The sequence below is a fragment of the Sporosarcina sp. 179-K 3D1 HS genome (assembly GCF_047228905.1).
Taxonomy (GTDB): domain Bacteria; phylum Bacillota; class Bacilli; order Bacillales_A; family Planococcaceae; genus Sporosarcina.
This window is the reverse complement of the sequence record NZ_JBFEGI010000001.1, coordinates 513,275-528,474: the sequence shown is the minus strand read 5'-3', so window position 1 is coordinate 528,474 and position 15,200 is coordinate 513,275. Positions and strand designations below refer to the sequence as shown.

Below are 15,200 nucleotides of genomic sequence, written 5' to 3'. Positions count from 1 at the left end.
CGTGACTTATGAGCGGTTCACGGGAGTTATGATCGCCTGCCGTGACTTATGAGCGTGCCGCAAGTTATGATCGCTTGCCGTGACTTATGAGCGGTTCACGGGAGTTATGATCGCCTGCCGTGACTTATGAGCGTGCCGCAAGTTATGATCGCTTGCCGTGACTTATGAGCGCTCCCCGGAAGTAATGATCGCTTGCTGTGACATATGAGCGCTCCGCAAAAGTTATGATCGTTTCCACCACATTATGAGCGAGCCTACATTCAGCAAATAAAAACAGTCCCTTCAAGCACGTTTCGGCTTGAAGGGACTGCGAATTCAATTATTCTGCCTTGTATCCGACCATATTGACGGGGTCTTTTGGTGAGGAGTAGGCGGGGGAGTAGCAGAGTTCTAGGGCGGCGAGGTCATCGACGGTCAAGTTGCCCATAATGGCGGTGGCGATAACGTCGATTCGCTTGTCGACTCCTTTAGTTCCGACTGCCTGCGCGCCGAGGATCCGCCGGGACGCGGGGTCGTAATGGACTCGTAGATGAATCCAGCCGTGGTCAAAATAATAGCCGGCGTTCGTGCCGCCTTCATAGACGGATGTGCTGAACTCTATGCCTTCGTCCTCCAAGCTTGCGGCGGAATGGCCGGTGCTGCCCGCGGTCAGTGAAAATAGTTTCGTAATCGTCGTGCCGAGAAGGCCGTACATTTCAATCGGTTTGCCGGCGATGTGCCGGGCCACGATATACGATTCCCGGTGTGCATGCCAGGAGAGCATCACGGTTTTTGGTTTTCCGGTGAACCAGTCGACGCCTTCCGCCGCATCGCCGATCACGTAAATATCCGGGTCATCGGTCTGCCTATAGCGGTTTGTGGAAACGGCCTTGGTCGGCCCGATTTCCAACCCGGCGTCATTCGCTAACTTCGTATCAAGTTCAATGCCGATCGTTGCAGCAATGAAATCGACTTCCAAGGCAGCTCCGCTTTTCATGATCAGCCGTTTCCCTTCCACCCGTTCAATCTCATCTTCGGGAAAGAGGGTGACCCCATTTTCCTTCATCTCTGTTCCGAGCAGATCCGAGAGCTCGGGGTCCAATACAGTCATCACCCGATCGCCCCGCAAAATGACAGCAGTCTCAATGCCCCGGTGGACAAAGTTCTCCGCCAATTCAATGCCGATGAACCCGCCCCCGATGACCGCACAAGACGTCGGTTTTTCACGCGAGATGAAATCTAAAATCTCTTCCATTTGCTCATAGCTTTTCAATGTGAATAAAGGAAGATCACCGAGCCCTTCCAGCTTGGGAACTTTCGGATAGCCGCCCGGAGACAGGACGAGCTTATCATACGGTTCATGGAATGTGACCCCCGTCTTCATATTGCGGACGAAGACGATTTTCGCTTTCCGGTCGATGGACAGGACATCGTGCTCCAAGCGCACTATGATGTCCCGCTTCTCGGCAAATTTTTCGGGGGAGGGTCCGGCTACTTTTGATTTATCCTCAATCAAACCACCGATGACATAAGGCATCCCGCATGTCCCATACCCGAAAAACGGGTCCCGTCCGAATAGGGTGATTTCGGATTCCGGCACTGCCCGCCTAATTTGGGAAGCGACCGTCGAGCCACCTGCGACGCCTCCTACAATGACAATCTTCATTCATCGAGCCCTCCTTTGCCATCAATTATCCGGCAGTTTACTCAAGAAAAACACAGAAATGGTTCCCGGGCCAGCATGGGCGCCGATAGCGGAACCGATCATATGGATCTCAATCGATTTCGGGTGGAATCTTTCCTCGATCGTCGCTTTTACTTCGTTGGCCATGTTTTCATCATCGCCATGGCTGATCGCGATGACCTGTTGATCCAGCCTGCTGCCCCGCTCGGCTATTAAATCGACCATTCGACGAAGCACTTTCTTTCGTCCGCGATGCTTTTCGATCGGGACGAGCTTGCCCCCTTCGACGTGCAAGAGCGGCTTGATGTTCAATAAACCTCCAATGAACGCGCTTGCCTTTGAAACTCGGCCGCCTTTCGCCAAATAATCCAAGTCCTCGACCGTAAAGAGATGTTCCATATGATTTGCCATGAACCGGATTTTCCGTTCGATCGTCCGGACATCATCCCCGGATTCCCGCAGGCGGACTGCCTCTTTTACGAGAAGCCCATAGCCGAGAGAGGCACATTTGGAGTCAATGATCACGAGGTTCATATTCGGGTTGGTCGCCTTCACTTGATCCTTCATCATGATAGCGGTGTCGTAGGTTCCGGATAATTCGGAGGAGAAGGCGATGTAGAGGCCGTCTTCGCCTGTCGCTGCCAGCTCTTTCCACGTTTCGAGCAGCAGCTCTGGAGATGCTTGAGAGGTCTTCGGATGTTGACCTTCGCGAATTGCTTTATAGATCTCTTTGGAATCAACGGAAACAATATCATCGTATTCCTGTCCATTGACAAGGACTCGCAACGGGATTAAAGTAACATCATTTTCCTCGAAAAACGTTTTTGGCAAATCACAGGCGCTGTCCGCAAAAATTCTCATTCGTATTCCTCCCGATTTTTCTTACTCTAATTTTAGCCGTTCCTGTAAAAAGTGGGCAATGCCGTCTTCATTATTCGTCAACGTCACCTCATCGGCAATTGTTTTTAAGCGGTCAATTGCATTGCCCATGGCGACGCCGACCCCAGCATAATCGATCATCTCAAGATCATTATCTTCATCGCCGAATGCGATGATCCGTTCTTGCGGGATGTCCATCCACTTCGCTACGTGCGAGATGCCGACCGCTTTATTCAACCCTTGTCGTACGATTTCAATTACATCCCAAGGAGCGCCCCAGCGGCGATGGTCGATGACTTCCGCATGCACTTCGGAGAGATGTCTGCGAATCGGGTCGACGTCCTTCGAATCTGCATGAATGAGCAAACTCGTCGGGTCAACGCGCAAATACTTTCGGATGTCGCCTGCTTTGATAAGGGGATCGCCAAAACCAAAAATATCGAGCAGCTTTTCATCATGGCGCTGCATGTACACATCATCCATCACTTCCGCCACGATATTATGGAACGAAAAATCCTGCATGGCATCGACCACATCATTGACGACTGGAAGCGAAATCGTTTCATGAATGGGGCGCCAAGACAAGTCCCCGGGGCGATGGACATACGCCCCGTTGAAATTGACAATCGGCGTTTGCAAACCAAGTTGATGATAATAGACTTCACTTGCACGATACGGACGGCCAGTGGCAATCATGATCTGATGGCCTTTCTCTTCAGCTTTCTTTAATGTGTGGGCTGTTTTTACGGGGATGGTTTTTTCATCTGTAAGAAGTGTTCCATCCAAGTCGAGGACGATCAAATGCGGTTTCAAAAAAACCCCTCCTTTATCTATTTAGTCTATCGTTTACCCCTAAGCTAAGTCAAAAAAATCCGATGCTGCTCTTTTCTTTTTGTTTTATTAGAAAAACTTTGGTACGCTCAATCAAAAGGATGGGAAGGGGATGTTGGCTTGATTGTAACCGATGAAAAGTGGGGGAACATTCCCCTATTGCATATTGTGGAAGAGGAATTCGAAACACCTGATATGCCGGTCATGATCTTCCTTCATGGCTTCACAAGCGCCAAGGAACATAATTTGCATTACGCATATCAAATGGCGAAAAAGGGGCTTCGCGTTCTCATGCCGGATGCACATCTCCATGGTAGTCGGGAAGAGGATCTGGATGAAGTACAACTGAGCTTGCGCTTTTGGGAAATCGTGTTGACGTCGCTTGAGGAAGTGGGCGTCTTGAAGGAGGAACTTGCGGCGCGAGGACTGTCTGCTGACAAAATCGGTTTGGGGGGCACGTCAATGGGAGGCATTACGACATTGGGCTGCTTGACGGTCTATGAGTGGATCGACGCCGCCGCAGTCATGATGGGGGCCCCGAACTTCGTCCAACTGGCGAAAGCGCAGATGGCCCAGTTTGAACGGGGCGGCTTCAAATTGCCGATCACCGATGATGAGAGACGGAATTTGCTCGATACGCTGGCCCGGTTTGACTTGACCAAACATCGAGCATCCTTGGCGAAACGCCCAGTCTTTTTCTGGCATGGCAGAAATGACACGGTCGTTCCATACGAGCCGACTTTCAATTTTTTCAATGCGGTCAAAGAGGATTATGCGGATCAACCCGGTCATTTTGAATTCATGTCGGACGAAATGGCGGGGCATGCCGTGTCAAGACCTGGGATGCTCCGGGCGGCGGAGTGGATGGCCTACCATTTGAAGGAACGGCCTTGAGTCTGGTATGATGAGGGTATCAACGGATTGGGAAGGGGCATGAAAATGGATCAGGACATGAAAGACAGCATGATGGGTGCGTTGGAGAATGTGATCGACCCGGAACTGGGTGTTGATATTGTCAATTTAGGACTTGTCTATGATGCGGAGCTGGACGAAGATGGCAAAGCCATCGTTACGATGACACTTACCTCAATGGGCTGTCCAATGGGACCACAAATTGTGGCCAATATGAAACAGGAACTGATGGAACTGCCTGAAGTGAAAGACGTGGATGTCAACATTGTGTGGAATCCGCCGTGGTCGCGTGATATGATGTCACGTTACGCAAAAATGGCACTCGGGGTTCGATAATAGAGGAAATGAAATCGCCGTCAAGAAACTCTTGATGGCGGTTTTTTTATTGCCTGAAAGGCTTGGTTTAAACGTTTTATCAGCAGGGAAAGAGGGTATGAAGGGAAGATGGGACTACCCTTTGAAAGGAGAGATGCGGGTATCTTTGGTCTTTCCGATTTCGCACGGTTCGCCTTATCCCTCTTCATTCTACTGCCACTTGTGTCGTTCATCCACTCGCTAGGTCATTCGTTTATGGCCGCTCTGTTTGGTGGTTGGTCACGGTTTGCGTTAGGAAGGGGAAAAGTATTGTTTTGTATTGGGGCCATCACGGTTCATCGGATTTATTTCCTCGATTCGAATGTTCGGTATTCCCGTTTGCGTTGGAACAATCGGTTCACCCATTTCATGGTGCATGCAGGCGGTATCCTATTCAATATCGGTTCTGTGTTGCTGTTGAATTACTTGATTTCCCAAGGCATTATGAAAGACCGGCCCTATCTGTTTCTCTATTCCTATTTTTCGATCTGGTTTGCGTTCATTTCCCTCATCCCGGTCGATTATGGGAATGGCAGCTACAGTGATGGAATGAACCTATATTATATATTGAAACACCGGGAGTTCCCTCAATTATATAATTGAAGGAGTTGCCGGTGTTCCTCGTTTTCTATCATAAAAAGGAAGGAAAATATCGCATCATGTCGAATGGTAGCAAGTGGAAGTAGTTATCAAGTGGAGGGAGTCGTTAATATGACGTTTAAAACGGCGGATTTATGTGATGAATTTGCAAATGAAGTGAAAGTTTGCATGATGGAGTTCAATTCTTATGGGAAACATAAGCGGTTTTCCGGTCCGATCGAGACAGTTCGGGTCTTCGAAGACAATGTACTGGTGAAAGAAGCGTTGCAAACGATCCCTGAAGGCAGCGTCCTCGTTGTCGATGGTGGCGGGTCCAAACGTTGCGCGTTGATGGGCGATATGCTTGGCGACATTGCACAAACACGGAAATTGGCGGGCGTCATCATTAACGGATGTGCCCGCGACACAGGTGATCTGGGGCAACAGGAGATCGGTGTGCTGGCGATCGGCAGCAACCCGATGAAAAGCATCAAGCAAGGGAAGGGCGAACGCAACGTTATATTACGCTTCGGCGATATCGAGTGGGAACCTGGCCATTTTGTATATGCGGATGAAGATGGCATTATTGTCGCTGCTCGGAAATTGATCGGATAAACTGGACATCCTTTGGGAAGGCACAAGCTCCCGAAGGATTTTTTGTTTTTCATTGCATAGAAAGGGTAGAAGAATGGAAGCGAATCTCTTTACTTTGGGGGAAATTGGGATTATAATTTTAATTAATCAAAGATAGTCAAAGTCAAAATATAGAGGTGAATGTCTATGAGAATGGATGCACAACAGGAAGACCAGCGCACACCGCTCGAACAATTCGGGCGTAACCTTGTGGAAGAAGTGAAAAAAGGGAAAATGGATCCGGTCATTGGCCGGGATGAAGAAATTCGGAATGTTATCCGTATTTTATCGAGAAAGACGAAAAACAACCCCGTCCTTATCGGGGAGCCGGGCGTCGGGAAGACGGCAATTGTCGAAGGACTCGCGCAGCGGATCGTCAAAGGGGATGTGCCGGAAGGGTTGAAGGATCGGCATATTTTCGAGCTCGATATGAGTGCCTTGATTGCCGGTGCAAAATACCGGGGGGAATTTGAGGAACGGCTTAAAGGTGTATTAAAGCAAGTGAAGGACAGTAATGGGGAAATCATTCTGTTCATTGATGAAATCCATACGATTGTCGGTGCCGGGAAAACGGAAGGCGCGATGGATGCGGGCAATATGTTGAAGCCGATGCTCGCGCGGGGTGAATTGTACTGTATCGGAGCGACGACGCTGGATGAATACCGGATGTATATCGAGAAGGATCCGGCTTTGGAACGGCGATTCCAGCAAGTGATGGTGCGAGAACCGTCTGTTGAGGACACAGTGTCGATCTTGCGCGGGTTGAAAGAGCGTTTCGAGCTTCACCATGGGGTACGGATCCATGACCGGGCTATCGTGGCGGCAGCCGCTTTGTCCGATCGGTATTTGACGGAGCGCTTTTTGCCGGATAAGGCGATCGACTTGATCGATGAAGCAAGCGCAATGATCCGGACAGAAATCGATTCGATGCCGAGTGAGCTGGATGCGGTGACAAGGCGGATCATGCAGTTGGAGATCGAGGAGCAGGCGCTCATGAAAGAGAAGGACGCAGTGAGCCGGACGCGCTTGGATGCCTTGCGGGAAGAGCTGCAGGAATTAAAAGAGTCATCCGCTGGAATGCGGGAGCAATGGGATCAAGAGAAGGAAGCTTTGCGCGGAATCCAGGAAAAGCGGGAAGAGCTCGACCGCTACCGACGCGACTTGGAGGATGCTCAGAACCGGTTTGATTTGAACCGGGCGGCAGAGCTTCAATACGGTAAAATTCCGGCGTTGGAGCAAGAATTGCAGAAATTGGAACAGCCGCTTTTGGAGAGCCAAGAAAACCGCTTGTTGCGGGAAGAAGTGACAGAAGAAGAGATTGCAACGATTGTAGCGCGCTGGACGGGAATCCCCGTGACCAAGTTGGTCGAAGGGGAACGGGAGAAATTATTGCGCCTTCGCGAAACATTGGAAGAACGGGTCATCGACCAAGACGATGCTGTCCAGCTTGTCACTGAAGCGGTATGGCGGGCGCGTGCCGGTATCAAAGATCCGAACAAGCCGATCGGTTCCTTCCTGTTCCTTGGACCGACGGGTGTCGGGAAGACGGAATTGGCGAAAACATTAGCCGCGACGTTATTTGACTCGGAGGATCATTTCATCCGGATCGACATGTCCGAATATATGGAGAAGCACAGCGTCTCACGTTTGGTTGGAGCACCTCCAGGATACATCGGCTATGAAGAGGGCGGCCAGCTGACGGAATCGGTCCGGCGCAATCCATACTCCGTCGTGCTGCTCGATGAAATTGAAAAGGCGCATCCCGACGTTTCGAACATTCTGCTTCAAATCTTGGATGACGGCCGGATCACCGATAGCCAAGGTCGATTGGTCAATTTTACGAATACGGTTGTTATCATGACGTCGAACATTGGATCGGCCTATTTGCTGAACGAGCTGGACGACACGGAAGGCCATGCAGCCGAAGATTTGGTTATGGCGGAGTTAAGGCGCCATTTCAAGCCGGAGTTATTAAACCGGATGGACGATATAATCATTTTCCATTCGCTGAAAGCGGACGCATTCCGCTTGATCGCCCAAAAAATGCTTGAAGATCTGGTGAAGCGGCTTGAGGAGCAAGAAGTGGTATTAACATATGATGATCACGTTGTCGATTGGATCGTCCGGGAAGGAACGGACGCTGACTTCGGGGCAAGGCCGCTGAAACGTTTCATCCAACGGCATGTGGAAACGGTCGTTGCGAAAGAGTTGATTAGTGGTGAAATTCGCCCAGGCGAAGTGCTCGCATTGTCGATGGTGGATGGAAAATTGAATCTAAATAAGGGATAAATGAATAAAGTCGCTCAGAGTGATTTCGCTCTGGGCGCTTTTTTTTTGTACCTGTTATCCCATGAGATTCCAACAAAAAAACCATTCCTCAATAGGAATGGCTGGTTGGGTCAATCAATGATCCGCAACTGGTTCGTCCGGGCATAGGCTGGAAATAACGAGGACGACGACCGCTAGGATGACTGATATGACGATGCCCGGTACTAGATCGAACGGTACGGCCGCGATCGAGCCGGTAACATAGTTCAACATGGTTACTAATAGAAATGACCAAAGGAATGTCATTACAATTTTCATCGTTTTCACCTCTACATAAACGGATTCCTGTTTATCATAGCATAGCCATGACGGTGGAGAAACATTTATCGAATGAAATAGCGATTAAATTTTGGCGAAAGCGTGTCAGTGGGTTGAAATATACAATCATTTCTTTTATGATTAATACTAGGTACTAATATTAGGTGATAAGAACGGGGGATAAAAAATGAACGCTGGTTTCATTGGAATCGGTAAATGTGTTCCGCCTCAAGTGGTGACGAATGCAGATTTGGAAAAGCGCATGGATACTACGGATGAATGGATCCGCACGCGGACGGGAATCGAACAACGGCATATTGCAGATGAGAATACTGATTCATCGGATTTGGCGTATCAAGCAGCGGTGAATGCTATTGAAGATGCGGGAATCCAACCGGAAGACATCGGGTTGATCTTGGTGGCGACCGTTACGCCGGATTTACCGTTTCCGTCAGTATCTGCTATGATCCAAGATCGGTTAGGCGCGAAACATGCAGCGGCTATGGATGTATCCGCGGCTTGCGCCGGCTTTATGTATGGTGTCGTGACTGCGAAACAGTTTGTCGAGTCGGGCGCTTATCGATACGTGCTCGTCGTTGGCGTCGAAAAATTATCTAAAATCATGGACTGGGAAGATCGTGGAACTGCGGTGCTCTTCGGAGACGGTGCCGGGGCGGCAGTCATCGGCAAAGTGAGTGAAGGGCGCGGAATCCTTTCATTTGAACTCGGAGCGGATGGCAGCGGCGGGAAGCATTTATTCCAAGATCGCTATATCCAAATGAATGGCCGGGAAGTGTTTAAATTTGCGGTGAGACAAATGGGTGAGTCGGCTGAAAGTGTTATTGAAAAAGCTGGATTGACGAAGGAAGATGTAGATTATTTGATTCCCCATCAAGCGAATATGCGCATCATGGAAGCGTCCCGGGAGCGGTTGGGCCTTCCGCCTGAAAAAATGTCGAAGACGATCCACAAATACGGCAATACTTCGGCGGCATCCATCCCGATTTCTCTTGTGGATGACGTGGCGGATGGAAAAGTGAAAGACGATGATGTCATTGTTCTCGTTGGTTTTGGCGGTGGTCTCACATGGGGCGGACTTTGCATTAAGTGGGGAAGATGATTCCTTCTTTTCATGATAGAATAAGTGCTAGGTGTCGCGGTATTACTTAATTAGGGAAGGGAAGTTTGAGAATATGGAAAAACGTCGTGTCGTGGTTACAGGAATTGGAGCAGTATCTCCCGTTGGAAATACGGCAGAAGATTCTTGGCGCTCGGTATTAGAAGGAAAATCGGGAATCGGTATGCTTACTCGGCTGGACCGTGAACAATTTCCGGTGAAAGTGGCGGCGGAAGTAAAAGATTTCGATATCGAAGAGTACATTCCACGCAAAGATGCGCGTAAGATGGACCGTTTCACGCATTTTGCGCTCGCTGCCTCTGTTATGGCCATGAAAGACGCCAATCTTGAACTAGATGAAGAGCTCGGACTGCGCACAGGGGTGTGGATCGGTTCGGGAATAGGCGGAATGGAAACACATGAGCAGCAATTTAAGACATTTTTAGAAAAAGGGTACCGTCGGGTCAGTCCGTTTTTTGTCCCGATGATGATTCCGGACATGGCGTCTGGCCAAGTATCCATCCATTTAGGTGCAAGAGGCATCAACTCATGTTCCGTGACAGCTTGTGCTTCTGGAACGAACTCGATTGGGGATGCGTTCGAAGTGATTCGTCGTGGCGACGCTGATGTCATGGTCACGGGTGGAACGGAAGCGCCAATTACGACGATGGCGGTTGCCGGTTTCTGCTCTAGTACCGCACTTTCATTGAATCCCGACCCGGCGACGGCTTCCCGTCCATTTGATGCGGAGCGTGACGGCTTCGTCATGGGGGAAGGGGCCGGTATCCTGATTCTCGAAGAATACGAGCATGCAAAAGCACGTGGAGCCAAAATGTATGCGGAAGTGATCGGCTATGGAGCGACGGGGGATGCTCACCATATTACAGCGCCCGCTCCAGAAGGGGAAGGCGGCGCACGAGCAATGCGCGAAGCGATTGCGAAAGGCGGCATCACTCCGGATCAAATCGATTATATTAACGCGCATGGCACGAGCACGCCATACAACGATTTGTATGAGACAATTGCAGCGAAATCAGTCTTTGGCGATCATGCCTATAAACTGGCAATGAGCTCGACCAAATCCATGACAGGTCACCTACTTGGTGCTGCCGGTGGACTCGAGGCAATCTTCACCGTCAAGGCGCTCCACGAAGGAATCCTGCCGCCAACGATGAATTATGCAAATCCGGATCCAGAATGTGATCTGGATTACGTAACAGAAGGTGCCCGCAAGGCTGACATCCAATACGCGATGAGCAACTCGCTCGGCTTCGGCGGTCATAATGCTTCGCTTGTGTTCAAGAAAATTGAAGATTGATTGTATAGGAACGCTCCACTGAGGTGGGGCGTTTTTTTATATCGAGGATAGCTCTGAGAGTATGCGGGATTGCCCCGACAGTTTTTTCGGGAGTCCTTACAGTTTCGGGAATTGTCCTGAGAGTTTGCCTGAGCCATGACAGTTTTCCGGCGCGCCCTTACAGTTCGAGGATTAGCCCTTACAGTTTGGCGAATAGCCATGACAGTTCCACCGGGCCCTGACAGTTCTGGGGATTGCCCTTACAGTTTGTTGAATTGCCATGACAGTTTCTCGCCGCGCCATGACAGTTCCGTGGATTGTCCTTACAGTTGCCCCATTTGCCATGACAGTTCCACCGGCCCCTGACAGTTTCCCGGTCAACTTACACCCCACAACAAACGCCCCTCTCGTCTAAACGAGGGGGGCGTTTACATATACTCGTAGAAAATCCAAAGGACGATGCCGGATGACACGACTATTTCTCTTTCTGATCAGCTACGGGCTCGTAGTGATCTCGTTGTCTCACATGATCTTCTACTTCAATTATCGCTCGCTCGGTTATGAATGGAACCAGATTTTTCGATACATTATCCGGACGGCCGATTTTTCCCTCTTTCTTATTGCGGCGGCTGTTCTCATCTTAACAATCACCGTTTCCGTCCGAGCCCCATCGCGGCCTCCATCTTCTGAAGAGTGGCCGAAGCGATAGCATTCGCTTTTTCCGCACCTTGGTCCAAAATTTCGTCCAAGATGGTAGAATCCAGCAACTCATAATACTTTTCCTGGATCGGCGCAAGGTGCTCGATCACTGCTTCCGCCACACCGGTTTTGAATGCTCCATAGCCTAACCCTTCATATTTGCCGACAAGGTCTTCGATCGCTACATCGCTTAATGCGGATTCAATGGTCAATAAATTCGACACACCCGGTTTTTCCGCTACATCGAATCGGACGACTCCTTCCGAATCGGTCACGGCACTTTTGATCTTCTTCTCGATTTCTTTTGCCGTGTCCAATAAATAAAGCGTCCCTCTTTTATTCGGGTCGGACTTGCTCATTTTTTTCAACGGATCCTGCAGGGATTTAATGCGGGCTCCGTTTTTCGGAATACGGACTTCAGGAATTGTCAGGACATCTCCGTAGCGTCTATTAAACCGTTCCGCCAAATCGCGGGTCAGTTCCAAATGTTGTTTTTGGTCATCCCCGACAGGGACGATATCTGTGTTATACAAGAGGATATCCGCCGCCATTAAAGGAGGATAGGTCAAAAGGGCTGCGGACACGCCTTCCTGTCCTTCTGATTTATCTTTGAACTGCGTCATGCGCTCCAATTCTCCTATATAGGAAACGCACTGCATGATCCATCCCGCTTGTGCATGAGCCGGAACTTCCGACTGAATAAATAAAACGGATTTCTCCGGATCGATTCCACTGGCAATATAGGTCGCCGCCAGGGAACGGATCGCCTTTTTCAAGTCATCCGGATCTTGTTGGACCGTGATGGCATGCTGGTCGACAATCGAAAAAATGCAGTCTGCCTCATGCTGGACTTCGACAAATTGCCGAAACGCCCCGATGTAATTCCCCAATGTGATAATACCTGTAGGCTGTACGCCTGAAAAAATGGTCGTCAATTCAATCTCCTCCTAATTAAAATCAAAAAAACACATCAATCATCCCCTTACTAGGGACGATTGATGTGTTCAACCGTGGTACCACCCGAATTGCCCGAAGGCCACTCCAATTCCGTAACGTGGAAAACGTGACGAGCTACTGGCCGTGGCGTTCACTTGTCAGGCTCAGGATCCCATTCACCCAGATCAGCTTGCCTGTTCCCACCAGCCACAGGCTCTCTGCAAAGCTTGATACTGAATTACTTTTTTCCTTCAAAGCCGTTCTTCATCATGTTTATCAAATTATAATACGGGGTAAGGAAGAATGCAAATAGTGCCCTTTAAACGTAATACAAGAGAAGACCGATGCCCATCACCACTAAAATCATTGCACCTCCGCCAACCAACGGAGTGACAGAACCGGTAAATAGCTGAGATGGTGCTCGCATCGATTCGACATCATCCAACCGGTGACTCGGCGTGAAGATCTTTCTGGAAGTGGTAATAAAAATATCAAAGAATCCTGACGAAAAAACGTAGGAAACAAGCCCGATAAACAACATGATTCCGCCGACAAAAAATGACATATTTACATAGGCGAGCAATGAGAAATCATTATTAGTAATAAACATAAGAATCAGTATAATTACTTGACCTAGGATAAAGTTCCTTAAGGCTTTTCTCATAACATCTCCTCCTTACCACCTCATTTTAACGCTTTAATGCAATGAAATCAAAATGTATTTCCTCTTCTTAAAATATATTAAAATTATTGCTTCTAAACATTGGTGTAATCAGTTTTTGAAGGATTTATTATTTCAAAAAAATAAAATGTGTTAGAAATCAGTCTATACAACTGTAAGAAAAATTGTATAATGGACTTGTACCTTTTTCGGAAAACAACAAAAAAAGAGGAGGTCATTTGTTTGAAGAGTCGTTTAGTGTGGCTACTAAGTCTATTGCTAATTGTAAGCGCATTCCTCGCTGCCTGTGGCGGTGCCAAGGACACGAAGGATGACACATCTGCACCGGCAGACAATGGACAGGATAATGAGGATGCGAAAACGGAAGAAACGGCACAGCCGGATGCTGAACAAGTATTGCACCTGATCGAAGTTGATGAAATCCCTTCAGTGGATCATTCCATTTCAGAAGATGCCGTCAGCTTCGTTGTATTGAACAACGTCATGGAAGGTTTGTACCGTCTGGACCAAGAGAGTATGCCGATTCCGGCAATGGCAGAAGGTGAACCTGAAATTAGTGATGATGGAAAAACGTATACATTTAAAATCCGTGACGCTGAATGGTCGAACGGAACGCCTGTCACTGCCCATGATTTCGTTTACTCCTGGCAGCGGGCGATCGATCCGGACACCGCTTCACCATACGGTCCGTATTTGATGGAAGGCATGGTGAAGAATGCGACTGAAATTGGTAAAGGGGAAGCCGAAATTACGGAGTTGGGAATTCGTGCTGAAGACGAAAAGACACTCGTTATTGAATTGGAAAATCCGATCCCTTATTTCCTATCTCTCATGGCGTTCCCGACTTTCTATCCGTTGAATGAAGAGTTCGTCAAAGAACAAGGAGATAAATATGCTTCCACTTCAGATGCCATGATTTATAACGGTCCGTTCAAATTGGCGGATTGGGATGGAACGGGCAACTGGAAATACGTGAAGAACGAAACGTATTGGGATAAAGACACTGTGAAACTGGAAGAGATCACAGTTGATGTAGTAAAAGAAACGGCTACGGCAGTCAAACTATATGAGCAAGGCCAGATCGACCGCGCTATTTTGTCTGCTGAATATGCCATGCAATATGCAGATGATCCAGAAGTGGTCAACGAGTTGGAAACAGCGCTATTCTATTTCAAGATGAACCAAGAGCGCAACGGAAAAGCAACACCGCTCGCTAATGAAAATATCCGTAAAGCGATTGCACGTGCTTTTAATAAAGATGAATTGGCGGAAGCTGTACTTGCAAACGGTTCCAGAGCGGCCAACTTCCTAGTACCTGCTGAATTCACATACGATGAAGATGGAAAAGACTTCCGGGAATATAGTGATGAATTTACGGTATACAATGTGGAAGAAGCTCAGGAGTATTGGAAAAAAGGCTTAGAAGAGCTGGGTACGGATAAAGTGACACTTGAAATACTGGGTGGCGATACGGAAAACGCGAAGAAACAACAAGAGTGGTTCAAGTCCGAATTGGAACGGAATCTTTCAGGTCTCACTATCAAATTGAAAGAAGTTCCATTTGCAGTACGTCTTGAGTTGGATAATTCCAGTGATTATGAAATCCAAAGCGCGGGCTGGGGAGCGGACTTCCAGGACCCGATTTCTTATTTGGAACTATTCACGACAGACAGTCCTCAAAACCTGATGGGCTATTCGAATCCAGAGTTCGACAAATTGATTGAGTCGACAAAAATTGAGCTTGCGGATGACCCGGTTGCACGGTACGAAGCATTCGCGGAAGCGGAAAAAATTCTTCTTGAAGACGATGCCGCGATTGCCCCGACGTATCAACGCGGACGGATGGCTCTCATGAAACCATACGTCAAAGGGCTTGCTACACACCCATTCGGTGGGGACTACTCCTTCAAATGGATGTATATCGCAGGGAAAGAATAATTAACATCGCAGTTAAAATCTCATAAAAAGAGAGTATATGGTAGTTATAGACCATGTACTCTCTTTTTCACTAAGAGAGCGTATTTTAAATTTT

Annotated in this window: 14 protein-coding genes and 1 other annotated feature; of the genes, 8 read left to right on the top strand and 6 right to left on the bottom strand. The window is 48.5% G+C overall.

The genetic code is table 11. The features are described 5' to 3' along the window. Positions 1-319: 319 nt before the first annotated feature. From AB1K83_RS02625 to AB1K83_RS02615, 3 genes are read right to left on the bottom strand one after another with little or no spacing between them, the layout of a single operon-like run. Positions 320-1,645 carry an FAD-dependent oxidoreductase gene (locus AB1K83_RS02625; protein ID WP_413056588.1) on the bottom strand — a complete coding sequence of 442 codons (1,326 nt, stop codon included), beginning with the start codon at positions 1,643-1,645 and terminating at the stop codon, positions 320-322. A gap of 21 nt (positions 1,646-1,666) precedes the next feature. Further along, entirely contained in the window at positions 1,667-2,524 is an 858-nt protein-coding gene (locus AB1K83_RS02620; RefSeq protein ID WP_413056587.1) for a DegV family protein, read from the bottom strand. Positions 2,525-2,545: 21 nt separating this feature from the next. Then, positions 2,546-3,355: a Cof-type HAD-IIB family hydrolase gene (locus AB1K83_RS02615; RefSeq protein WP_413056586.1), complete on the bottom strand. Its 810-nt coding sequence runs from the start codon at positions 3,353-3,355 to the stop codon at positions 2,546-2,548. A 138-nt stretch (positions 3,356-3,493) separates the two neighbouring features. Here AB1K83_RS02615 and AB1K83_RS02610 point away from each other — a divergent pair, with 138 nt between their 5' ends. The 5 genes from AB1K83_RS02610 (at position 3,494) to AB1K83_RS02590 (ending at position 8,140) form a co-directional block, all read left to right on the top strand. Continuing rightward, positions 3,494-4,267, top strand: a complete 774-nt coding sequence (locus AB1K83_RS02610; protein WP_413056585.1) for a prolyl oligopeptidase family serine peptidase — start codon at positions 3,494-3,496, stop codon at positions 4,265-4,267. A gap of 45 nt (positions 4,268-4,312) precedes the next feature. After that, positions 4,313-4,621, top strand: coding sequence for a metal-sulfur cluster assembly factor (locus AB1K83_RS02605; RefSeq protein ID WP_413056584.1), 309 nt, complete (start codon positions 4,313-4,315; stop codon positions 4,619-4,621). Positions 4,622-4,729: 108 nt separating this feature from the next. Continuing rightward, positions 4,730-5,242, top strand: coding sequence for a hypothetical protein (locus AB1K83_RS02600; RefSeq protein WP_413056583.1), 513 nt, complete (start codon positions 4,730-4,732; stop codon positions 5,240-5,242). A gap of 108 nt (positions 5,243-5,350) precedes the next feature. Further along, entirely contained in the window at positions 5,351-5,833 is a 483-nt protein-coding gene (rraA, locus tag AB1K83_RS02595; RefSeq protein ID WP_413056582.1) for a ribonuclease E activity regulator RraA, read from the top strand. A gap of 171 nt (positions 5,834-6,004) precedes the next feature. Then, entirely contained in the window at positions 6,005-8,140 is a 2,136-nt protein-coding gene (locus AB1K83_RS02590; RefSeq protein ID WP_413056612.1) for an ATP-dependent Clp protease ATP-binding subunit, read from the top strand. A 114-nt stretch (positions 8,141-8,254) separates the two neighbouring features. On the opposite strand, the gene AB1K83_RS02585 is transcribed toward AB1K83_RS02590, so the two are convergent. Further along, positions 8,255-8,437: a DUF2929 family protein gene (locus AB1K83_RS02585; RefSeq protein WP_413056581.1), complete on the bottom strand. Its 183-nt coding sequence runs from the start codon at positions 8,435-8,437 to the stop codon at positions 8,255-8,257. Positions 8,438-8,624: 187 nt separating this feature from the next. Here AB1K83_RS02585 and AB1K83_RS02580 point away from each other — a divergent pair, with 187 nt between their 5' ends. After that, the gene (locus AB1K83_RS02580) at positions 8,625-9,557 is read left to right on the top strand and encodes a beta-ketoacyl-ACP synthase III (protein ID WP_413056580.1); all 933 of its coding nucleotides are present in this window, start codon (positions 8,625-8,627) and stop codon (positions 9,555-9,557) included. A 73-nt stretch (positions 9,558-9,630) separates the two neighbouring features. Beyond that, the gene (gene fabF, locus AB1K83_RS02575; protein ID WP_413056579.1) at positions 9,631-10,872 is read left to right on the top strand and encodes a beta-ketoacyl-ACP synthase II; all 1,242 of its coding nucleotides are present in this window, start codon (positions 9,631-9,633) and stop codon (positions 10,870-10,872) included. A gap of 626 nt (positions 10,873-11,498) precedes the next feature. Here the strand turns inward: fabF and trpS are convergent. Both trpS and AB1K83_RS02565 read right to left on the bottom strand, forming a co-directional pair. Further along, a complete protein-coding gene (gene trpS / locus AB1K83_RS02570) occupies positions 11,499-12,485 on the bottom strand; it encodes a tryptophan--tRNA ligase (RefSeq protein ID WP_413056578.1) in 987 nt (328 codons plus the stop codon). A gap of 49 nt (positions 12,486-12,534) precedes the next feature. Further along, positions 12,535-12,750 (bottom strand) — a binding site (T-box leader). A 55-nt stretch (positions 12,751-12,805) separates the two neighbouring features. Further along, a complete protein-coding gene (locus AB1K83_RS02565; RefSeq protein ID WP_413056577.1) occupies positions 12,806-13,150 on the bottom strand; it encodes a DUF3899 domain-containing protein in 345 nt (114 codons plus the stop codon). Positions 13,151-13,390: 240 nt separating this feature from the next. Here AB1K83_RS02565 and AB1K83_RS02560 point away from each other — a divergent pair, with 240 nt between their 5' ends. Further along, on the top strand, positions 13,391-15,106 hold the full coding sequence (locus AB1K83_RS02560; protein WP_413056576.1) for a peptide ABC transporter substrate-binding protein: 1,716 nt from the start codon (positions 13,391-13,393) through the stop codon (positions 15,104-15,106). Positions 15,107-15,200 lie beyond the last annotated feature (94 nt).